20 protein-coding genes, 2 tRNA genes and 1 pseudogene are annotated in these 20,465 nt (G+C 62.4%); 6 read left to right on the top strand and 17 right to left on the bottom strand.

The features are described 5' to 3' along the window. Nucleotides 1–802: 802 nt before the first annotated feature. From SJH88_RS07540 to tolB, 7 genes are all read right to left on the bottom strand, one after another. Entirely contained in the window at nucleotides 803–1,255 is a 453-nt protein-coding gene (locus SJH88_RS07540) for a hypothetical protein (RefSeq protein ID WP_274754060.1), read from the bottom strand. Between the two features lie 11 nt (nucleotides 1,256–1,266). Next, entirely contained in the window at nucleotides 1,267–1,875 is a 609-nt protein-coding gene (locus SJH88_RS07535; protein WP_274754059.1) for a hypothetical protein, read from the bottom strand. A 140-nt stretch (nucleotides 1,876–2,015) separates the two neighbouring features. Further along, nucleotides 2,016–2,091: transfer RNA gene (locus tag SJH88_RS07530), tRNA-Lys, on the bottom strand. Nucleotides 2,092–2,153: 62 nt separating this feature from the next. After that, nucleotides 2,154–2,945, bottom strand: coding sequence for a tRNA threonylcarbamoyladenosine dehydratase (locus tag SJH88_RS07525; protein WP_274754058.1), 792 nt, complete (start codon nucleotides 2,943–2,945; stop codon nucleotides 2,154–2,156). 58 nt (nucleotides 2,946–3,003) lie between these two features. Next, nucleotides 3,004–3,729, bottom strand: a complete 726-nt coding sequence (gene ybgF / locus SJH88_RS07520) for a tol-pal system protein YbgF (protein WP_274754057.1) — start codon at nucleotides 3,727–3,729, stop codon at nucleotides 3,004–3,006. Nucleotides 3,730–3,759: 30 nt separating this feature from the next. Continuing rightward, a complete protein-coding gene (pal, locus tag SJH88_RS07515) occupies nucleotides 3,760–4,284 on the bottom strand; it encodes a peptidoglycan-associated lipoprotein Pal (RefSeq protein ID WP_043386342.1) in 525 nt (174 codons plus the stop codon). A gap of 72 nt (nucleotides 4,285–4,356) precedes the next feature. After that, entirely contained in the window at nucleotides 4,357–5,679 is a 1,323-nt protein-coding gene (tolB, locus tag SJH88_RS07510; RefSeq protein WP_420921726.1) for a Tol-Pal system beta propeller repeat protein TolB, read from the bottom strand. Between the two features lie 138 nt (nucleotides 5,680–5,817). Here tolB and msbA point away from each other — a divergent pair, with 138 nt between their 5' ends. Further along, complete coding sequence (gene msbA / locus SJH88_RS07505; protein WP_274754056.1) at nucleotides 5,818–7,590, top strand: lipid A export permease/ATP-binding protein MsbA; 1,773 nt, start codon at nucleotides 5,818–5,820, stop codon at nucleotides 7,588–7,590. 185 nt (nucleotides 7,591–7,775) lie between these two features. Here the strand turns inward: msbA and SJH88_RS07500 are convergent, their stop codons facing one another. The 6 genes and pseudogenes from SJH88_RS07500 to mltG form a co-directional block, all read right to left on the bottom strand. Beyond that, the gene (locus SJH88_RS07500) at nucleotides 7,776–8,450 is read right to left on the bottom strand and encodes an ankyrin repeat domain-containing protein (RefSeq protein WP_274754055.1); all 675 of its coding nucleotides are present in this window, start codon (nucleotides 8,448–8,450) and stop codon (nucleotides 7,776–7,778) included. Beyond that, nucleotides 8,447–9,256 (bottom strand): TatD family hydrolase, encoded by an 810-nt coding sequence (locus tag SJH88_RS07495; protein WP_043386357.1) that lies wholly within the window; start codon nucleotides 9,254–9,256, stop codon nucleotides 8,447–8,449. The genes SJH88_RS07500 and SJH88_RS07495 overlap by 4 nt, the downstream gene beginning before the upstream one ends. 75 nt (nucleotides 9,257–9,331) lie before the next feature. Continuing rightward, nucleotides 9,332–9,691, bottom strand: a complete 360-nt coding sequence (locus SJH88_RS07490; RefSeq protein ID WP_043386360.1) for a PilZ domain-containing protein — start codon at nucleotides 9,689–9,691, stop codon at nucleotides 9,332–9,334. 19 nt (nucleotides 9,692–9,710) lie between these two features. Beyond that, a complete protein-coding gene (locus SJH88_RS07485) occupies nucleotides 9,711–10,718 on the bottom strand; it encodes a DNA polymerase III subunit delta' (RefSeq protein ID WP_239224484.1) in 1,008 nt (335 codons plus the stop codon). A 7-nt stretch (nucleotides 10,719–10,725) separates the two neighbouring features. Beyond that, nucleotides 10,726–11,382, bottom strand: a pseudogene (tmk, locus tag SJH88_RS07480) (dTMP kinase); the annotation flags it as partial. Nucleotides 11,383–11,456: 74 nt separating this feature from the next. Continuing rightward, nucleotides 11,457–12,413, bottom strand: a complete 957-nt coding sequence (gene mltG / locus SJH88_RS07475) for an endolytic transglycosylase MltG (protein WP_370513790.1) — start codon at nucleotides 12,411–12,413, stop codon at nucleotides 11,457–11,459. An 84-nt stretch (nucleotides 12,414–12,497) separates the two neighbouring features. Here mltG and ygfZ point away from each other — a divergent pair, with 84 nt between their 5' ends. The 5 genes from ygfZ to SJH88_RS07450 all read left to right on the top strand — a co-directional run bounded on the left by ygfZ (nucleotide 12,498) and on the right by SJH88_RS07450 (nucleotide 16,929). After that, entirely contained in the window at nucleotides 12,498–13,406 is a 909-nt protein-coding gene (gene ygfZ, locus SJH88_RS07470; RefSeq protein WP_274754054.1) for a CAF17-like 4Fe-4S cluster assembly/insertion protein YgfZ, read from the top strand. A 175-nt stretch (nucleotides 13,407–13,581) separates the two neighbouring features. Beyond that, nucleotides 13,582–13,658 (top strand) — tRNA-Pro (locus SJH88_RS07465). A 101-nt stretch (nucleotides 13,659–13,759) separates the two neighbouring features. Then, on the top strand, nucleotides 13,760–14,110 hold the full coding sequence (locus tag SJH88_RS07460; RefSeq protein WP_042420047.1) for a single-stranded DNA-binding protein: 351 nt from the start codon (nucleotides 13,760–13,762) through the stop codon (nucleotides 14,108–14,110). Nucleotides 14,111–14,222: 112 nt separating this feature from the next. After that, the gene (locus tag SJH88_RS07455) at nucleotides 14,223–15,014 is read left to right on the top strand and encodes a MetQ/NlpA family ABC transporter substrate-binding protein (RefSeq protein WP_274754053.1); all 792 of its coding nucleotides are present in this window, start codon (nucleotides 14,223–14,225) and stop codon (nucleotides 15,012–15,014) included. Nucleotides 15,015–15,633: 619 nt separating this feature from the next. Next, the gene (locus SJH88_RS07450; RefSeq protein ID WP_274754052.1) at nucleotides 15,634–16,929 is read left to right on the top strand and encodes an APC family permease; all 1,296 of its coding nucleotides are present in this window, start codon (nucleotides 15,634–15,636) and stop codon (nucleotides 16,927–16,929) included. A 171-nt stretch (nucleotides 16,930–17,100) separates the two neighbouring features. Here SJH88_RS07450 and SJH88_RS07445 read toward each other — a convergent pair whose 3' ends face one another. The 4 genes from SJH88_RS07445 to SJH88_RS07430 form a co-directional block, all read right to left on the bottom strand. Beyond that, nucleotides 17,101–17,439: a hypothetical protein gene (locus SJH88_RS07445; RefSeq protein ID WP_274754051.1), complete on the bottom strand. Its 339-nt coding sequence runs from the start codon at nucleotides 17,437–17,439 to the stop codon at nucleotides 17,101–17,103. Between the two features lie 316 nt (nucleotides 17,440–17,755). After that, complete coding sequence (locus tag SJH88_RS07440) at nucleotides 17,756–18,277, bottom strand: cupin domain-containing protein (protein ID WP_274754050.1); 522 nt, start codon at nucleotides 18,275–18,277, stop codon at nucleotides 17,756–17,758. A gap of 297 nt (nucleotides 18,278–18,574) precedes the next feature. Continuing rightward, a complete protein-coding gene (locus tag SJH88_RS07435) occupies nucleotides 18,575–19,240 on the bottom strand; it encodes a methionine ABC transporter permease (RefSeq protein WP_042419617.1) in 666 nt (221 codons plus the stop codon). Nucleotides 19,241–19,251: 11 nt separating this feature from the next. Continuing rightward, nucleotides 19,252–20,298, bottom strand: coding sequence for a methionine ABC transporter ATP-binding protein (locus SJH88_RS07430; protein ID WP_274754061.1), 1,047 nt, complete (start codon nucleotides 20,296–20,298; stop codon nucleotides 19,252–19,254). Nucleotides 20,299–20,465 lie beyond the last annotated feature (167 nt).

The raw sequence follows: 20,465 nt of genomic DNA, 5'->3' as shown, positions 1-20,465 counted from the left end.
AAAAATGGAAGATGAAAGCTCCTGATTTATTCGTCAAGAACGTGCGTAATCATCCGGGACCCGACAGCTAGGGTTAATGCGTGGGTCAGATTGAGATGGAAAAACCGGGGGCTAGTGGGTCACTTCTGGATGGAAATCAACAGCTGGCACTTGACAGAAAATAGCGAGTAGTGATTGCCTACCTTTTTTGAAAAAAATATTTAATATAAATGTTAAATTATAAATTCATTACCAATATTAAACGTTATTTGTTTAAATATATTTATAGGTTCAAGTTTAACAGTTTTTGCAAAAAACAAGATTAAAAAACAACATCAGCAACCCTGTCAGTCAAATATAAATCCAATATATTTCAGGAGAGTAAAATTGATATTTTTCAGGAATTAATATTAAGACAAAATTTAAAATAAGACATGAAATTAAAAATATAAACACCATAACATCCGTGAATTGATGTGTGTTTTCCTTTTTCTGGCCATGAGCATCCCAGAAAATTTAAAAAAATCTCATTTCTTTGTCAGTATAATAAAAATTATTTTTAATTTTTCAACGACCCACATCAGTCCCTTCTGAGCATCGGTGTAGTAAATCCGCATTCTTCACTTCATGCCAACAGTCATTCAGCCAGAGGCGGTTATTGTGTGGCATTGACCAGTTGAATCCACAACTGAAAGCAGGTTCGTTGCTGTCATCACATCAGCGTATGCCGTAATCAATTCACGTCAAATCTCAACAGACCCTAGGGTTTATATCTCAACAACGCTCTGTATTTTCCATTAACAATTTTTGAAGCCTCATGGCGCTATCTTTTTATTTCCTTATCAGAAATTGTCTTTGGAAGACTATCCAGCTCATCGTCTTGTTTTTTGGCATCAGCCTCTTCCGTGAAAACTTTCACCAGTTCATGGCATAGTGTTTTACTCAGGCGACCACCATTTACATTCACAGCATCAAAAATTCTCAATTGAAGCAAGAGAGCCTTTGTGTAATTTTTCGAATCCGAAATTGATTTAAGGTCATCATCGGACCCTATAAGATTTAGATTGGCAGGATCAATTACCGCCATGAGAGATTTCATGTAATAGGCACACCTCAATTCCTGAAGCTTTTCACGTGCTATTTCTAACTGACCAGGAAGCGGCTCATTCAAATCAAATTTAAAAAATACATCCTTATTTGAAAATATACGCCGCACTTCTTGAAATGGAAATTCAGGAAACAATTCATTCTGAGCCAAGTAATCCGGAACAAGCATTTCTGCTAAATTTACTGAAAAAAATACTCCTGCTTATCAGGACCCAAATTAATAAATTCATCGCTAGGCGCCAACGGCCAGTTGACACCCCAACAATACCGGAGCACCTGAATTGGCATAACAATAACATTGCTAATATCGTTGGCCAGACAATATTCAGTGTAGTTTCCTACGGTTCGCAGCCCTGCCAAAGGAGCGGGCTCGCAAAGCACATGTTCAAGCAGGTCGTCTGCTTTGGGCTCCTCCCGAAGCCTTACTTCTTCCGGCAGACCATTCATCCATGCCACAAGCAGTGCATATTGCTCATTACGACGTAGAAACTCCCAAGCCCAATTTCGCCAGTTTTGATCACCAGGGGAGGGATAGTCATCAGCAACACTCCACTTCGCCCAGTACTCGATGAGATGCAAACCATGTTCAAAGATGCAGCCCTCGTCGGTCTCATCGTCAACCCAATCTTCCGCAGTCGCACAGGAATCATTCATAGCTCTTGTGAGCGGAATGCCCTTGGAAACAGAAGCCAAGCCATCTGGGGAGAAAGTCACCGGCAGATCCAAGCTAAGTGCATGGCGCAATAGTTGGACAGTAGGCGCGAATAACTCTGGTTCAGCGTGCTTCATGCATGCATGGTAGCAATACATGCGTACGCATGTCATTGGCCATCACTCCAGACGGTAGCAATAGAGTAGCAATGAAGACACAAAAAGAAAAAAGCGCTTAGGCATTTCTGCTCTAAGCGCTTGATTCTTAACAAATTTTTTGGTGGGTCCTGCGAGATTCGAACTCGCGACCAACGGATTAAAAGTCCGCTGCTCTACCGACTGAGCTAAAGACCCGACCTGTCGCTTTGCAAAACAAGCTGCTTAGCTAGCGAAGACCTAGATTGTAGCATCAGTTTTCAGACGCTCTGGGAAATTGCACCATTTTTTGAAGAACGCACGATCTCGTCGAGCACCCAGCCTGCCGCGCACTGCCCGAAGGTGGCCGTCACCGCCACCACCGAGCCATAGCCACTGCAGTTGAGGCTGCTGTCCGCTGCACCCGAAAGCTGGCAGGAGGCATCCGGAGGGGCCACCGATTCGCGGCTGAACACCGTCATCACGCCCATCTTCTTGCCTTCCTTCGGGGCGTTGAACTCCTTGCGTAGGCGGTAACGCAGTTGCGCCAGCAAGGGGTCGTGCGTGGTCTGGGACAGGTCATCCACCTCGACCTTGTGCGCCAAGCGCTTGCCGCCTGCTGCACCCACACTGATGAAGCAGCGCTTGGCCCGGCGCGCCCACTGGGCCATCGCCACTTTGGCCTTGACCTGGTCACAGGCATCAATGACCGCATCGACCCCATCCGGCAGGATGCCAGGCCAGTTTGCCGGCTCCACGAATTCCTCGATCCCATGCACCACGCACGCCGGGTTGATTTGCGCGATCCGGTCGCGCATGGCCTCCACCTTGGCCTGACCCACCGTGCCGGTGAGGGCATGAATCTGGCGATTGATGTTGGACTCCGCCACGTTGTCCAGGTCAATCAGCGTCAAGGTGCCCACACCACTGCGCGCCAATGCCTCGGCTGCCCAGGAGCCCACGCCACCCACACCGATCACCGCGACATGGGACTGCCGGATGCGGGCCGCGCCCGGTACGCCATACAGGCGCTCCAGCCCGGCAAAGCGACGCTGCAGATCAGCAGCGCCCAAAAATCATCGCCGGCAGGGCCGGCGATGGTGTTGTGCACAGGGTTGTTTGGTGCCGTCATCACTTCAAACGTTGCAGGCGCTCTTTGGCGGTGCTTGCCGCTTCCGAGGCCGGGTAGTCGCGTACCAAGTCTTGCAGGGTTTTGACCGCCCCCTTGGCGTCTTTCAATTCGAGCTGGCAGTTCGCAATCGACAGCGAGGCATCGGCGGCACGGGTGTGCTGCGGCGCGGCCTTGAGCATGGAACGGAAATTGGCAATCGCTTCTTTGTAGTCACGGCCGGCGTATTGGGTGTTGCCCAGCCAGAACCGCGCAGAAGGCAGGTACCCGCTGTTGGGGTAACTGTTCACGAAGTTCGCAAAGGCTTTGCGTGCACCGGCAAAGTCGCCAGCCCGGAACTGCTCCAGCGCGGCATCGAAGTCACGCTTTTCCGCAGGATCCGCCGAGAACTCCAGGCCATCGACCTGCACCTGCACGGGCTCAAACCTGCGCAAACGATCGTCCAAGCCCTTGGCCAGATCTTTCTGGCGGCTTTGCAGCTCCGCCACCTGGCGTTCCAGCTGCTCATTGGCGCCGGTGAGCTGGGCGATTTCGCGCCGCATGGATTCAATTTGCGACTGCAAGTCCAGCAGGCTGCGACGCATCTGGGCCGTTTCCTGGGTGCTGGTGTCAAAGCGTTGGCGCAATTCCAGAATGGCACGGCGTGCTTCCGCATCTTCCAGGAAGGCGTATGCCGGATGAACCAGGACCGTGCACAAGCCCAGAGCGGCCAGTACACGGACACTCATCCGCAAAGATCCATTGCGAATGCTCATGCTTTAACGGTAGGAGATTTCAGCGCGACGGTTCTGCGAGTACGCAGCTTCGTTGCTGCCAGCGGCAGCAGGCTTTTCTTCACCAAAGCTCACGGCTTCCACTTGGCTGTCGCTGACACCCAGCAGGTTCAGGGAACGGCGCACAGCTTCTGCACGCTTTTGGCCCAGAGCCAGGTTGTATTCACGACCACCGCGCTCGTCGGTGTGGCCTTCAATGGTGACCTTGCGAGCAGCGTCAGCCTTGATGAAGCGCGCATTGGCGTCCACCAGACCTTGGGCTTCGGACTTCACGACAAAGCTGTCGAAGTCGAAGTACACCACGCGACCCACACCCTTGGGGCCGCCATCAGCAGCGATTTGACCGCCTGTCAGATCCACACCGGCCACACCGCTGGCGGAGCCGGAAGTGTTGGCGCCACCGTTGTTGTTGCCAGCGTTGGCGTTTTCGTCCAGCTTGACGCCGGAAGAGCAGCCAGCCATCAGGGCGGCCACGGACAATGCGATAGAAACTCGCTTAAACGTAATCATCAAAATTCTCCTTGCCTAGGAATTACTAGGTAATTAATAGAACGCAACCCGCTAACAAAGGTTTACGTCAATTCAATATTTTTGATAAGGGCCCCAATCGGGTTCCCGAATCTCACCACCCTGCCCTGCCAAACGCGCCTTGATCTTGCCGTCCAAGGTGGTCGTCATCAAGGCTTCGCGCCCGCCTTGCTTGGTCGCGTACACGATCAGGCGGCTGTTGGGCGCAAAACTCGGGCTTTCATCATCGCTGGTGTCTGTGACAGCTGTGGCAGTGCCACCATCCAAGTCCATCACGTACAGCTTGAAGGCACCGCCGACGCGCGAGATGTAGGCCAACCAGCGGCCATCAGGACTGACGGCTGGAGAGATGTTGTAGTTCCCGGTGAAGGTCACACGCTGGGCGGCACCACCGCCTGCGCCAACCTTGTAGATCTGGGGGGAGCCGCCACGGTCGCTGACGAAGTAGATGGTCTTGCCATCGGCCGAGAATGCGGGCTCGGTGTCGATGCCATTGCTCTGCGTCAGGCGGGTGGGCTGGCCACCTTGCGAGCTGATGCGGTACAGCTGCGACAAACCATCGCGCGTCAGGGTCACCGCCAGCGAGGCGCCATCGGGCGACCAGGCCGGGGCACTGTTCGAGCCGCGGAAGTTCGCCACCAGACGGCGTCGGCCGCTGGCGACCTCATGCACATACACCACGGGCTTGCGCGCTTCGAACGACACATAGGCCAGCTCGCCACCGTTGGGCGACCAGGCGGGCGAGATGATGGGCTCGGTGCTGGACAGCGCCGACTGGGCGTTCTCACCATCGGCATCGGCTACCCACAGCACGTAGCGCTTGGCAGCCTTGGTCACGTAGGCGATGCGGGTCGAGAAAATGCCGCGCTCGCCGGTCAGCTTTTCATAGATGAAGTCCGAGATGCGGTGCGCCACCAGGCGCAGGTCCGCCTGGGTGACAGCAAAGCCCTGGCCGCCCAGATCCTGCCCCTTGACCACATCCCACAGGCGAAAGCGCACATCAAAGCGGCTGTCGGCCATGCGCGTGATGCTGCCGGTCACCAGGGCGTCGGCGGCGCGCTGGCGCCATTGCGCCATGTCGGGGCGCGAGGTTTCGTCCAGGCGCTCACTGCTGGCATCGACGTTGCGGAACTGGCCGCTGCGCTCCAGGTCGGCGCGCACAATTTGCGAAATCTTCTGGGGGGCACCCTCTTCGCCGCGAAAGCTCGGCAAAGCAATCGGCAACTGGGTCAGGCCCACGCCGGTCACCTCGACCCGGAACTGGGCCAGTGCAGGCAGGACAGGGGATGCGGCCAGTGCGGCCAGCAGGGAGCGGCGTGAAGCAAGCGGCGTGAGCGCCTGCAGGGAATGGAGGGGGGATTGGTGTTCAGTATTCATGCGCAGCCATCATGTGCCGGATTAGGCTCCGGGTGCTCCCTAGGATGTTACACACACTTGTGCGGGTCTGGACACATAGTCGCTGTGTCAATGTGTTTAAGAGGGTGGGTACAGCGGGCACGTAGAATCCTGGCCCACATGCAAAACACCGACAAAAACATTCGCATGGTGGCCCCCGCCACCAGCGACCTGACCCTGCGCCAGCGGCTCGTGCGGGTGGCGCCCTATTTTGGTCAGCAGCGCATGGCCTGGGGGATTGCCATCCTGGCCACGCTGGTGGGCGCTGCCACGGAACCCTTGATTCCGGCGCTCTTGCAGCCCTTGCTCGACAGCGGCTTCACCCAAGGCACGCTCAATCTGTGGATGGTGCCCTTGTTTATTGTCGGACTGTTCCTGGTACGTGGCGTGGCGCAGTTCGCGGGCCAGTATGCCCTCTCGCGGATCGCCAACGAAGGCATGCTGCGCCTGCGCAAAGACCTGTTCACCCGCATCCAGGTCGCGCAGATGGACCTGTTTGCCAAGCAGTCGGCCAGTGCGCTGTCCAACACCGTGGTGTACGAAGTGCAGACCGGTGCCACGCAGTTGGTCCAGGCCTTTTTGGCCATCTCGCGCGACGGCTTCACCCTGGTGGCGCTGCTGGGCTATCTGCTGTACCTGAACTGGCAGCTGACCCTGGCCGTGGCCTTCATCGTGCCCGCCGTGGGCTGGATCATGAAAACGCTGTCCAAGCGCCTGTACCGCATTACCAAGAGCAGCCAGCAGGCCACCGACGCCCTGGCCTATGTGGTCGAGGAAAACGTGCTGGCCCACCGCATGGTGCGCCTGCACGGTGCCCAGCAGGCCCAGGCTCAGCGCTTTGTAGGCCTGAGCCGCGAGCTGCGCAAGCTCAACATCAAGTCCACGATCGCCTCAGCCGCGATGACGCCCACCACCCAGTTGATGGCGGCCATCGCCCTGTCGGCGGTGATCTGCATCGCCCTGTGGCAGGGCCGCAGCGAGAACGTGACCGTGGGCAGCTTCGTGGCCTTCATCAGTGCCATGCTGATGCTGATCGCCCCACTGCGTCGCATGGCGGACGTGGCCAACCCCATCACACGCGGCGTGGCGGCCCTGGAGCGGGGCCTGGCCCTGATGGAAGGCAGCAGCGCCGAGCCCAGCGGCACGCAGCGCCCTGCCGAGGTGCGTGGCGCCATCACCCTGCGGGACATCAGCGTGTCCTTTGGCGATGACAAGGCCCCCGCCCTGCAACAGGTCAGCCTGCAGGTGCAGCCCGGCGAAGTGGTGGCCCTGGTCGGCCCCTCCGGCGCCGGCAAGACCACCCTGGTCAACCTGCTGCCCCGCTTTCTGGACCCCACGGCCGGCGAGGTGCTGATGGATGGCGTGGCGCTGCCGGACTGGGACCTGCACTACCTGCGCAAGCAGTTCGCCATGGTCAGCCAGGATGTGGTGATGTTCAACGACAGCGTGGCCGCCAACGTGGCCCTGGGCGCCGACGTGGACGAGGCCCGCGTCTGGTCCTGCCTGGAGGCCGCCAACCTGGCCGAGCACGTGCGCCAGATGCCCCAGGGCATCCACACCGAAGTGGGCCACAACGCCACCCAGCTGTCCGGCGGCCAGCGCCAGCGCCTGGCCATCGCCCGCGCGCTGTACAAGGACGCGCCGGTGCTGATCCTGGACGAGGCCACCTCGGCGTTGGACACCGAATCCGAGCGCCTGGTGCAGCAAGCCCTGCAGACCCTGATGCAGGGCCGTACCACCCTGGTGATTGCCCACCGCCTGTCCACCATCGAGCACGCCGACCGCGTGGTGGTGATGGAGCGTGGCCGGATTGCCGAACAGGGCACGCACGCCGAGCTGCTGGCCCTCAACGGCCTGTACGCCCGCCTGCAGGCGCATGTGACGGGCCACTGAGCCCGCAGACAACGCCGCCGGCACGGGCCATGCCCTCTGCGCCCGCGCTGCAGGGCGCGGTTCACCGCCCGAAGTCGACACAAAAATAGAGCGCCTGGCGCTTGCCCAGCCTGGATTTCAATACCAAAACCATTGAAAACCCAGGTAAAGCAAGTGTCAGGCGCTCTTTTTATTGCTGCATCCAATTACCACGTGGCCTTGGAGCGGCGCGTGGCGTCGTAAGCGGTCTGCAGGATGCGCACCATGTAGTCGCGGTCCGAACGGCGCGCAAAGTCCACCGCCGTCAGGCCCAACTGGTTGCGCAGCTGCACGTCGGCACCGGCATTCAGCAGCAGCTCCACCATGGCCTGGGAGCCATATTGCGCCGCCAGCATCAGCGGCGTGCTGCCGTTGGGCGACTCGGCATCGATGTAGGCGTGCTCGTCCAGCAGCAGCTGCGCAATCGCCAGGCTGTGCGGCGCGTCGGCGCTGGCGGCGTAGTGCAGCGGTGTCCAGCCGGGCTGGTTGATGCGCGCGCCCAGCGACAGCAGTTCGCGCACCAGATCCAGCTGGCCCTTGATGCAGGCCAGCATCAGCGGGGTCTCACCCTGCGGATTGGCATCGTTGACCCGCAGGCCAGGCGCCTGCAGCAGCACCTGCGCCACGCGCCAGGAATCGTTGCGCATGGCGCGCACCACCCCGGGGTTGCCGTGGCTGTCCAGCGTGTTCGGGTCCAGCCCGCGCTGCAGCAGCTCGCGCACGCGCACAAAGTCGTCGCGGATGATGGCGGTCTCGAAATCCGCAGCCAAGCTGGCCTGCGCGGGCCAGGCCCACACCAGCGCACTGGCGCCGGCGGCTTGCAACAGGGCGCGGCGCTTCATCCGCCCACCACGCCGGTGAACAGGCGGTCAAAGTTGTCACTGGTCATCTGGGCCACCTCCTCCACACGCAGACCCCGCACCTGCGCCACCTGCTGGGCCACATACGGCACCAGCGCCGGGGTGTTGGTCTTGCCCCGGAAGGGCACAGGCGCCAGGTAAGGGCTGTCGGTTTCGATCAGCAAACGCTCGGCCGGGACATAGGCCGCCACATCGCGCAGGTACTGCGCGCTCTTGAAGGTGACGATGCCCGACAGCGAAATGTAAAAGCCCAGGTCCAGCGCGGCCTTGGCCACCTCCAGGCTTTCGGTGAAGCAATGGAACACCCCACCGGCACTGCCTGCGCGGCCGTCCTCGCCCTCTTCGCGCAGGATGCGCAGCGTGTCCTCCTGCGCCGCACGGGTGTGGATCACCAGGGGCTTGCGGCACTGCTGGGCCGCACGGATGTGGGTGCGGAACCGCGCGCGCTGCCACTCCATGTCGGCGATCGTGCGCCCCCCTTTGCGGTCTTCCATGCCGTAGTAGTCCAGGCCGGTCTCGCCAATGCCCACCACGCGCGGCAGCGCGGCCCGCTCGACCAGGTCCTGCACGCTGGGCTCGGTCATGTGCTCGGTGTCGGGGTGCACACCCACGGTGCACCACAGATTGCCATGCGCCAGCGCCAGCGCGTGCACATCGGGAAACTCTTCCATGGTGCAGGAAATGCACAGCGCGCGCGTCACCTGGGCGGCGGACATGGCCTCCAGGATGGTCGGCAGTTGGGCCGACAGTTCCGGAAAATTCAGGTGGCAGTGGGAATCGGTAAACATCAGCGGGCTATCGTACAAAAAACAATGCCGACCGGGGCACGCCCCAGCCGGCATGGCAGAAAAAGCGGTGCGGCCTTACAGGGTCTGCGTGGGTCGGTCCGAAGCAATCGCCGTGCCCAGCATCTGCTCGATCTTGACCTTGAGCTGGGCCGACTTGTCGTCCTTGGGGAAGCGCACGCCAATGCCTTGCGTGCGGTTGCCCCCGGCACCCGCGGGCGTCACCCAGCCGACCTTGCCGGCAATCGGGTAGCGCTGGGGGTCTTCGGGCAGGGTCAGCAGCACATAGACATCGTCCCCCAGGCGGAACTCCCGCGGCGTGGCGACGAAGATACCGCCTTCAGCAAACAAGGAGATGTAGGCCGCGTACAAAGCCCCTTTCTCCTTGAGGGCCAGTTGCAACACACTGGGACGGGGTGGTGATGGCTGCATGCTCATGTGGCTGAAATAAGTGGCGTCAGGCCTTGGAGTGTAGAACCGTGCGGGCCTGGGCGACAAGCGCCTCGGTCATCAAACCGGCGTTGAACGGGTGCTCGGCGGTGCGCGCCTCCTGGGCCAGGGACTTGGCCCAGCGCGCCAGGATCATGGCCGATGGCGGCGCCGGCAGGTCCTGCGCGGCAAAGTAGCGCGGGGCCGCCCCCTGGGCCACGCACATCAGGTCGTGGCAGAGCTTTTGCAGCCACTGCACCACATCGGGCTGGCTCATGTCCGCAAAAATGGCTGCGTCGCCGGCCGCCACGGCCTTGGGCAGGCGCTGGAACAGCTCCAGCCCCTTGCCCGCCTGGGCCATGGCCAACGCATCCAGCGGGCGGCCGCCGGCGGCACGCAGCCAGGTCTGGGCCGGCCCCTCGGCCAGGCCCTGGGCCTGCAGCCACTGCAGCATCTGCGCCTCGTGCGGCCACAGCATGGTGTGGGTCAGGCAGCGGCTGCGGATGGTGGGCAGCAACTGGTGCGCGGCTTCTGTGGCCAGCACGAAGCGCACATCCCCCGGGGGCTCCTCCAGCGTCTTGAGCAAGGCATTGGCCGTGATGGCGTTCATCTGCTCGGCCGGGTAGACCAGCACCGCCTTGCCACGGCCACGTGCGCTGGTGCGCTGCGTGAACTCCACCGCATCGCGCATGGCGTCGACACGTATTTCCTTGCTGGGCTTGCGCTTCTTGTCGTCGATCTCGGCCTGGGCCTTTTCGCTCAGCGGCCAGCCACGCGCCAGCATGTCGGCCTCGGGCATCAGCACGCACAGGTCGGCATGGGCGTGCACATCAATGCTGTGGCAGCTGGCGCAGTGGCCGCAGGCCCCGTGCGCGCCGGGCTGCTCGCACAGCCAGGCCCGCACCAGGGCCATGCCCAGCTCGAACTGCCCCATGCCCGAAGGGCCCTGCAGCAGCCAGGCGTGGCCGCGCTGGGCCATCAGGGATTGGTGCTGCGCCTGCAGCCAGGGGGCCAGGGGGGTGACGGCGTCGCTCACGCAGCACCTCCGCCAGCCAGCCGCGCGCCTGCAGCACCGCGGTCACCTGCTGCCACACGGCCTCGCGGCTCTGGTGCGCGTCGATGCGCGCAAACCGCCCCGGGGCCTGGGCACAGCGGCGGGCATAGCCATCCGCCACCGCGGCAAAGAACGCCTGGGGCTGGGCTTCAAAACGGTCGGGCACGCGCGCGGTGGCCAGACGCTCGGCCGCCACAGCGGCGGGCAGGTCGAACCAGATGGTCAGATCGGGTTCACGCATCAAACTGGCCTCCAGCCCGCACCCCGTCTGCGCCATGCGCTCCAAAACCAGGAGCTTTTGCCAGTCGAAGCCCCGCCCTGCACCCTGGTAGGCGAAGGTGGCATCGGTGAAACGGTCGCTGATGACCACCTCGCCGCGCGCCAGCGCGGGCTCGATCACCTGGACCAGGTGGTCACGGCGGGCGGCAAACACCACCAGGGCCTCGGTCAGCGGGTCCATGGCATCGTGCAGCAGCAACTGGCGCAGCTTTTCCGCCAGCGGCGTGCCACCGGGCTCGCGCGTCAGGGTCACCGTGCGCCCGGCCTGGCGGAAGGCCTGGGCCAGCGCGTCGATGTGCGAAGACTTGCCGGCGCCGTCGATGCCTTCAAAAGTGATGAAAAGTCCGGAAGGTGCAGCGAGGGTCACAACAAGGTCTCAATACAGATCAAAAGGGTGCGGCGGCCCAGCACGGGCCCCACCGCACAGCGGCACGCCACAGTTTAGGGGGTGCCGCGGATGTAGCGGTTGACGGCACGGTTGTGCTCGTCCAGCGTCGGGCTGAAATGGCTGCTGCCGTCACCACGCGCCACGAAATAGAAGGCCTTGGTGGGCTCGGGCCGCACGGCGGCCATCAGCGAGGCCTTACCCGGCATGGCAATCGGCGTGGGCGGCAGGCCGGCACGGGTATAGGTGTTCCAGGGCGTGTCGGCCTGCAGGTCACGGCGACGCAGGTTGCCATCGAACGCCTCGCCCAGGCCATAGATCACCGTGGGGTCGGTCTGCAGCCGCATGCCGATGCGCAGGCGGTTGGTGAACACGCCGGCCACCAACCCGCGGTCGCTGGCGCGACCGGTTTCCTTTTCCACGATGCTGGCCAGGATCAGCGCCTCGTCCACGCTCTTCAGCGGGGTGTCGGGCGTGCGCTGCTCCCAGGCCTGTTCCAGGTGGCGCTCCATGGAGCGCAGGGCGCGGCGCAGCACCGCCAGCTCGCTGCTGCCCCGGGCGTAGGTGTAGGTGTCGGGGAAGAAGCGCCCTTCGGCAGCCACGCCCGGTCGCTCCAGCGCGGCCATGATCTCGGCCTCGCTCATCTGCGCGGTGTCGTGCTTGAGGAATTCATCCTGGGCGATCGCCGCGCGCATCTGGCGGAAGGTCCAACCCTCTACAAAGGTGATGGCGCGCAAGCTTTCCTCGCCGCGCACCAGCTTCTGCAGCAGGCTACGCGGCGTGGTCCCGGCGGTGATTTCGTAGTTGCCGGCGCGGATCTGGCGATCCTGCTGCGACAGGCGGAACCAGTAATAGAGCAGGCGTGCATCGGTCTGCACACCGGCGCGGACCACCGCCTGCGCCACGCCGCGCGGCGTGGTGCCGGGCTCCACCTCGAGCTCGATGCTCTGGCTGGCCATGCGCAGGGGCTGCCCCAGCCACCAAGCTGCCGCACCGGCCACCACCGCCGCCATACCGGCCAAAAACAACAGCACTATGAGTAAGCGTCGCACAACCTTTTGCGTCCCATGAAAAAGATCGGGGATCATAATTCACCCATGACCCAGACTCTTCAAGGCATAGCCCCCATTTCGCACCTCGGCATCATCCGCGTACAGGGTGAAGACGCTGCCCAGTTTCTGCACAACCAACTGACCAATGACTTTGCGCTGCTGGATCTGCAGCATGCGCGCCTGGCCGCCTTCTGCTCGGCCAAGGGCCGCATGCAGGCCAGCTTCATCGGCTTCAAGCGCGCGGCGGACGACATCCTGCTGGTCTGCAGCCGCGACCTGCTGGCGCCGACCCTCAAGCGCCTGTCCATGTTCGTGCTGCGCGCCAAGGCGAAATTGAGCGATGCCAGCGCCGACTTCCAGCTGCTGGGTCTGGCCGGCGATGCCGTGTCCGGCGGCCTGCAGGCGCCCTGGAGCCTGCAGACCACGGCCAACGGCGCTCACCTCGTGCAGCTGTACCCCGCAGCCCAGCAACCCCGCGCGCTGTGGGTGGCACCTGTGGCCACCCCGGCCCCCACCGGGGCGGCGCTGAGCGCCGAGGCCTGGCTGTGGAGCGAAGTGGCCAGCGGCGTGGCCACCGTCTCGCAGCCGGTGTTCGAGCAGTTCGTGCCCCAGATGCTGAACTATGAGTCCGTCGGCGGCGTGAACTTCAAAAAGGGCTGCTACCCCGGCCAGGAAGTGGTGGCGCGCAGCCAGTTCCGCGGCACGCTCAAGCGCCGCGCCTTCATCGTGCATGCTGCCGGTCCGCTGTCGGCCGGCGCCGAAGTGTTTGCGGCCAGCGATGCCGAGCAAGCTACAGGCACCGTGGTGCAGACCGCCCCGCGCCCGGACGGTGGCTGGGCCGCCATCGTCAGCATGCAGATCAGCGCCACCAGCGAAGCACTGACCGCGGGCAGCGCCAGCGGCGAGGCCCTGCAGCTGCAAGCCCTGCCCTACGCCCTGCTGGACGACATCTGATACGCAATTCCGCGTACGGCACGCAGGCGCCAGTGGACTAAAATCGTCGGCTGGCCTGTGTCCGGGCACCGCAGTGTTGACACTGAGGAACTGGGCTTCAGGCCGTTGGCCAGCATGCGAAAAAATCCAAATTCTCAGGAACCCGGTTTTTTTCAGCATATAATCTAGGTCTTGTCGGCGTGTAGCGCAGCCTGGTAGCGCACTTGCATGGGGTGCAAGGGGTCGCGAGTTCGAATCCCGCCACGCCGACCATTGATATAGAAAAAGGGCTAACAGCATGCTGTTAGCCCTTTTTTGATGCCGAATTCATTTCTATTTTTCGCCCAGCAGCTGGGCATCGACCGAGCAAAAAAATGATCGAAGGTTTGATTACCGGACGCCTGACCACCGACCCCAGCGAACGCACCGACCGCTTTGGCAAGACCTTCATGGTGGCGCGCATGCGTGCCACCGTGGGCGACGGCGGCCTGCGCGCCAACACGGGCGACGGCCCCAGCAGCCTGTTCGTGAACGTGGTGGCGTTCGACCCCGTGCCCTGCAACCAGTTGCGCGAATTGCAGGAAGGCGATGTGGTGTCGCTGGTTGGCCCCCTGACCCCCAAGGTCTGGACCGACCGCCAGGACATCAGCTACCCCGCCCTGGACGTGGTGGCCTACCGGGTGATGGCCCTGCCCCGCCCCGCCACACCGGATTACCAGGGCTGATGCACCGGGCGATGCCAGTCATCTCAAAAAGTTATATAAAAATAAAAATTAATTCTCACAAAGAATATGGATGACATATTACAGTGCAGCATCAATTTTTTGAGAGTGTGAGATGGTGAACAAACGCCTATTTATCCAAGCTGCACTGGCGATTGCAACTGCCGGTGCCTTCAGCGTGCACGCCCAGGACGCCATCAAGGTGGGCGTCACCGCCGGCCCCCACGCCCAGATCATGGAGCACGTCAAGCAGGTCGCCGAGAAAGACGGCCTGAAGATCCAGATCGTCGAATTCAGCGACTACGTGCAGCCGAATGCCGCCCTGGCCGCAGGCGACCTGCAGGCCAACAGCTACCAGCACGGCCCCTACCTAGATGCCCAAGTCAAGGACCGCGGCTACAAGCTGGTGAAGCTGGCCAACACCGTCAACTTCCCCATCGGCCTGTACTCCAAGAAGGTCAAGAAGCTGGACGAACTCAAGACCGGCGCCAAGTTCGGCATCCCCAACGACCCCACCAACGGCGGTCGCGTGCTGCTGCTGCTGCAGGACAAGGGCCTGATCAAGCTCAAGCCCGGCGCAGGCCTGAAGGCCACGCCGCTGGACGTGGTGGAGAACCCCAAGAAGCTGCGCTTCGTGGAGCTGGACGCCGCCCAGCTGCCGCGTTCGCTGGATGACCTGGATGCCTCGGCCATCAACACCAACTTCGCCATGTCGGCCGGCCTGAACCCCAAGAAGGACGCGATTGCGCTGGAGCGCGCCGATGGCCCCTACGTCAACATCCTGGTCGTGCGCGCCGGTGACGAAAAGCAGGCCTGGGCCAGCAAGCTGGTGAAGGCCTACCAGTCGCCTTCGACCCGCGAGTTTGTGGAAAAGCAATTCCAGGGCTCGGTGCTGCTGGGCTTCTAGTCCTGCGCCCCACTGCCACCCTCCAGCCCCTGGCCTTGGTCAGGGGTTTTTTCATGTGGGGTGCAGCAAATTCCATAGCTTGCAGCGCTTGCCATACCTGGATTTCAGCCCCTTTGCGGTGCAACTTGCAGCAAACGCAGGCGCCAACCGCTATCAAATTAGCCAACCCGGCCCAGACAACACCGCCCCAGCCGCCACGTTACGAATGTAACCCGGGGTGCTAGAATGCGCCCCCGTCACCCTTGCCCACGCCCTGGCGGCGGGCGCCAGGTGGCCCCACGGCCCCGCTATGCCCCACATAGCGGGGCTTTTACATCGTGATTTCACTGCGTCATCGCCCGATGGCGCATTGGCATCCCGATCTTGACGAAGCAAACCGGCCCGCAGAGGCCCATTTTTTATGCCTGATGACAGTCCACACCGTTTTTCCAACCACGCGCTGCTGCTGACCCAGCGGCCTGCACGTCCCCAGGCCAAGCCGCCCGAGTTCACCACCCCTTGATTTCCTGTAGAGGTAGATAAATTGACCACCCATCATGATTCGCATGGAGTCGCCAAACTCCAAAAGACACTTGTCCTGTGGCAAGTCATCATCATCGGCCTGGCTTACATCCAGCCCATGACGTTGCTGGATACGTTCGGTATGGTGTCGCGAGACAGCCTGCAGCACGTGCCCACGTCTTACATGATTGCGTTGATCGCCGTGCTGCTGACCTCGCTCAGCTACGGTCACATGATCCGCAAGTACCCCTCCTCGGGGTCTGCGTACACCTATGTGCAAAAGTCCATCCACCCGAACGCGGGCTTCATGGTGGGCTGGTCCTCCTTGCTGGACTACCTGTTGTCCCCCATGGTCAACATCCTGCTGGCAAACATCTACCTCACCGAACTCTTCCCCGACGTCAACCACTGGGTCTGGATCATCAGCCTGTCGCTGATCATGGTGGGCGTGAACCTGCGCGGCGTGCGCTTCGTCGCCAACTTCAACAGCCTGATCGTGCTGCTGCAGGTGCTGATCATCGGCTTCTTCACCGTGCTGATCTACCAGAAGCTGTCCGCCGGCCAGAACGCCCTGGGCGACATTGCCCAGCACGGCCACGACGCGCTGTGGAGCTTCAACCCCTTCTGGAGCGCCAGCACCGAAATCGGCGCCCTGATCACCGGCGCCACCATCCTGTGCTTCTCGTTCACCGGCTTCGACTCGCTGAGCTCGCTGGCCGAAGAGACCAAGGACGTGAAGAAGACCCTGCCGCGCGCCATCTTCCTGACGGCGCTGATCTCGGGTGTGATCTTCGTGGCCGCCACCTACTTCATGCAGCTGTACTTCCCCGGCAACCCGGAGCAGTACTTCGAGCTGGTCGACGAAACCCAGCCTGAAATCCTGCTGCTGGTCGGCGGCGCCTTCTTCCAGTCCGTGGTGCTGAGCTTCGCCATCGTGACCGTGATGGCCTCGGGCATTTCCGCCCACGCCGGCGTGTCGCGCCTGATGTACGTGATGGGCCGCGACGGCGTGCTGCCCAAGAAGTACTTTGGCTTCATCAGCCCCAAGAGCTTCACCCCCGCCTTCAACATCTGGCTGGCGGGCGTGATCTGCCTGACCGCCGGTTTCCTGAGCCTGGAGTTCGTGGTGGCGCTGATCAGCTTTGGCGCCCTGACGGCCTTCAGCTTCGTGAACCTGTCGGTGATCTGCAGCTATGGCTTCCGCGATGGCCGCCTGAAGACGCCCAAGGACATCCTGAACTTCTTCGTCGTGCCGCTGCTGGGTTTCATCTCCATCGGCGCGCTGTGGCTGGAGGTGGAAGACACCTCGCTCAAGGCCGGCATCACCTGGGCCGCCGTGGGCATCATCTACCTGGCCTGGCTGACCAAGGGCTTCCGCAAGGCGGCCCCCCAACTGCACGAGGAGAAACTCTGAGCCAGCCCCACCGCGCATGCGGCTGACGGCATGTGCGGGACACAGTCATAGGTATTCACGCCCGGGTAAAACCCGGGCTTTTTTTTGCCTGCGCCCGCACGGGCTCAGGCCGCAGTCAGCAGTCGCGGCTGGTGTGGCCTGCCTTGCCGCCAGCCACGCCCAAGCCAAGACTCAGTAGTGCAGAAACACGTGGTCGCCTTCCTGCTGCACACGCACCCCCGCGGCCATGGCGCTGAGCGCGCCCAGCACGCTGCCCGCCACCCCGCCCAGCACCACGCCCACCCCGCCCGCCATCAACGCACCCAGGGCGCAGCCCAGCACGGCCCCGGCGATCATGCCGCCTCCGGTCAGTGCCGAACGCACCTCGCGCGCCGTCTCGGCGTCATCCAGGCCCACCTGGGCCGCAGGGTCCGGGTCTTGCGATGGCACACCGCAGCCTGGCCGGGCCTGCTCCAGCAGATCCGGATCGGTGGAACGGGCCGTGACGCCCTGGGATGGATGGTCTTTCATGGGGTACCTCCTGGCTGGCGTGCAGACACGCCATGCACAGCCCCGGTTGTACGCCCCAGCCCCACCGCCGCCTGCAAGCCAAGACGGTCTGCCTCTGTCAGCCAGCACAGTACGAACCTCAGCTTTGACGCACGGGTGGCATGTCTGCCACAGGCGTTATGCCCTTCTCTCGCCCCTCACGCAGCCCATGCCTAGCTGGTGCTGCACCCGGGGTGGACATCCCCCAGGCGTTGATCAAACTGACGAGGCAGCGGATGGGGCCAGATGGGGCGCATGCCGGTGCCCAGTGCATCTGCGCTGCGACTCCCCAGCAGGTTCACGCCTTCATCGCCAGAGGGCCCACGGTCCGCCGCGTGTAGTGCGCGGCCCAGCCGGCGGTGTCGGCAAACAGGCGCAGGGCCTTGATGCGGCGTGCTGCGGTCAGTGTGAAGCGGTGCTCCACCCCCGCAGGCACGCGCAGGTAGTCGCCAGCCCGCACGCAGACCACGCGCTCCTCGCCCTGCGCGTCCTGAAAGCCGAAGATCCCCTCGCCTTCCAGGATGTAGCGCACCTCATCGTCGGCATGGGTGTGGGGTTGATCAAAACGCTGCAGTGCCGCCTCCAGCCCCGGCGTGGCCGGGTGCAGCACCACCAGATCCATGCTGTGGTAGCCATGGGTGGCACATGCATCGGCCACGCTAGCCCCCACGGCCTGCACCACCGCGGCCTGTTCCTCGGGATTCAGCGCATCCTGGGCCAGCAATGCGGCCAGGCCAGGCGTGGTGGGCACCGGACGGCGCAACCATTGCACCCCCAAGTCGGCAACAAATTCAAGATCGGACGGTATCGGACGGCTCATGGCATTTCCTTGGGAAGTCAGCCCCCCACGCTCCATCACACAGGAGGTGCTGGCGCTCTGCAGCGCCCGTGCATGCCCCCGGTGCTTGTGCCCTGCTGCGCCTGGCAGCAGGTGTGCGCACAAAATTAGCGCAAATCCACCCCAGGGTAAACACGCATCTGCTTATGCTGTGCGCGCCCGCAAAGACCGGGCCCCGACCGGTGGCCAGCCCACTGGAAGCCGCCACCCAGCAGCCTGCGTGCGCCATGAAAAAAGCCGTGCACAGGGCACGGCTTGCAGTGGTAGCACAGCAGCGGCTTACTTGTGGCTGATGCGGCGCACGATCCAGTCGCCAAAGCTCTGGATGGCCTGCACGAAGAAGATCAGCAGGATCACCACGGCCAGCATGATGTCCGGCAGGAAGCGTTGGTAACCGTAGCGAATGCCCAGGTCACCCAGGCCGCCGCCGCCGATGGCCCCGGCCATGGCCGAGTAGCCCGTCAGGCTGACGAAGCTGATGGTCAGGCCGGCGACGATGCCCGGCAGGGCCTCGGGCAGCAGCACCTTCCAGACGATCTGGCTGGTGGTGGCGCCCATGGACTGGGCGGCTTCCACCAGGCCGTTGTCCACTTCGCGCAGCGAGGTTTCGACCAGGCGTGCGATGAAGGGGGCTGCGGCAATCGTCAGCGGCACCACGGCCGCCCAGGTGCCGATGGACGAGCCGGTCACCAAGCGTGTGAACGGGATGATGGCCACCAGCAAGATGATGAAGGGTGTGGAGCGGATGGCATTGACGATCCAGCCCACGGTGTTGTTCAGCGGTGCGTTTTCCAGCACACCGCCCTTGTCGGTCAGGCGCAGGAACACGCCCAGCGGGATGCCGATCAGGCCGCCCAGCAGACCCGAGATGCCGACCATGATCAGCGTCTCCCAGAACGAGTCGATGAACAACTCGATCATCATTTCCGAAAAATTCTCGAACATCGCTTCGCCCCTTACGCCTTCACTTCCACCACCTGCACCACCACACCGCTGTCACGCAGGTGGGCGATGGCCGATTCAATCTTGGCCGCATCGCCGCTGGCGTACACCGCCAGCGAGCCGAACGTCTGCTCCTGGATCTCGTCGATCTGACCGTGCAGGATGGACAGGTCCAGCCCCAGCTCGCGGATCAGGTGCGACAGGATGGGCTCGTAGGCGCTCTCGCCGGCATACGACAGGCGCAGCAGCTTGCCGCTTTGCCCGGCAGGCAGCTTCGCAGCCAGCGCCTGCACGCGGCCCAGCACGCTGTCGGGCAGCTCCTGGGGCACGATCTCGTCGATTAGGCTCTTGGTGATGGCCTGCTGGGGACGGGTGAACACGTCGATGACCGAGCCCATCTCGGCGATTTCACCGGCATCGATCACGGCCACGCGGTCGGCAATCTGCTTGATCACCTGCATCTGGTGCGTGATCAGCACCACGGTCACGCCCAGCTCGCGGTTGACCTTGCGCAGCAGGTCCAGGATGGAGCGTGTGGTTTCGGGGTCCAGGGCCGAGGTGGCCTCGTCCGACAGCAGCACCTTGGGGTTGGATGCCAGCGCGCGCGCAATGCCCACGCGCTGCTTCTGGCCCCCAGAGATCTGCGCGGGGTAGCGGTCCGCCAGGTGCGACAGGCCCACCAGCTCCAGCAGCGGGTTGATGCGCTCCTGAATCTGCGCCTTGTTCATGCCCGCCAGCTCCAGCGGCAGCGCGGCGTTGTCGTACACGGTGCGCGAAGACAGCAGGTTGAAGTGCTGGAACACCATGCCGATCTCATGGCGCGCGGCGCGCAGTTGCGCATCGCCGAGCGTCATCAGGTCGCGCCCATCAACGATCATCTGCCCCGAGGTGGGACGGTTGAGCAGGTTGATGCAGCGCACCAGCGAGCTCTTGCCCGCGCCGGAGCGCCCGATGATGCCGAAGATTTCGCCCTGCTCGATGTGCAGGTTGATGTGCTTGAGCGCTTCGACAGGCCCCCTGGAGCCTTGGTAAGTCAGGGTCAGATCCCGAATGTCGATCATGTAGTCTAGCCACGGCACGCGCCCGCTCATGGCCTGCGGCATGCCCGAAAAAATTGGAATGGAGGAATGTAACGTGCCGATATAAAACAGCAAAAGAATCAATGCTCCAGTAATAAGATGCATTGGTTATATCGGCGAGCCTGGGGCTAACCCGCAATGATGCCTGA

It is taken from the genome of Comamonas sp. GCA5 (assembly GCF_036541385.1).
In the GTDB taxonomy this organism is placed as follows: domain Bacteria; phylum Pseudomonadota; class Gammaproteobacteria; order Burkholderiales; family Burkholderiaceae_C; genus Comamonas; species Comamonas aquatica.
The sequence above is the reverse complement of the archived record's forward strand: the minus strand, read 5'-3'. Positions and strand labels throughout refer to the sequence as shown.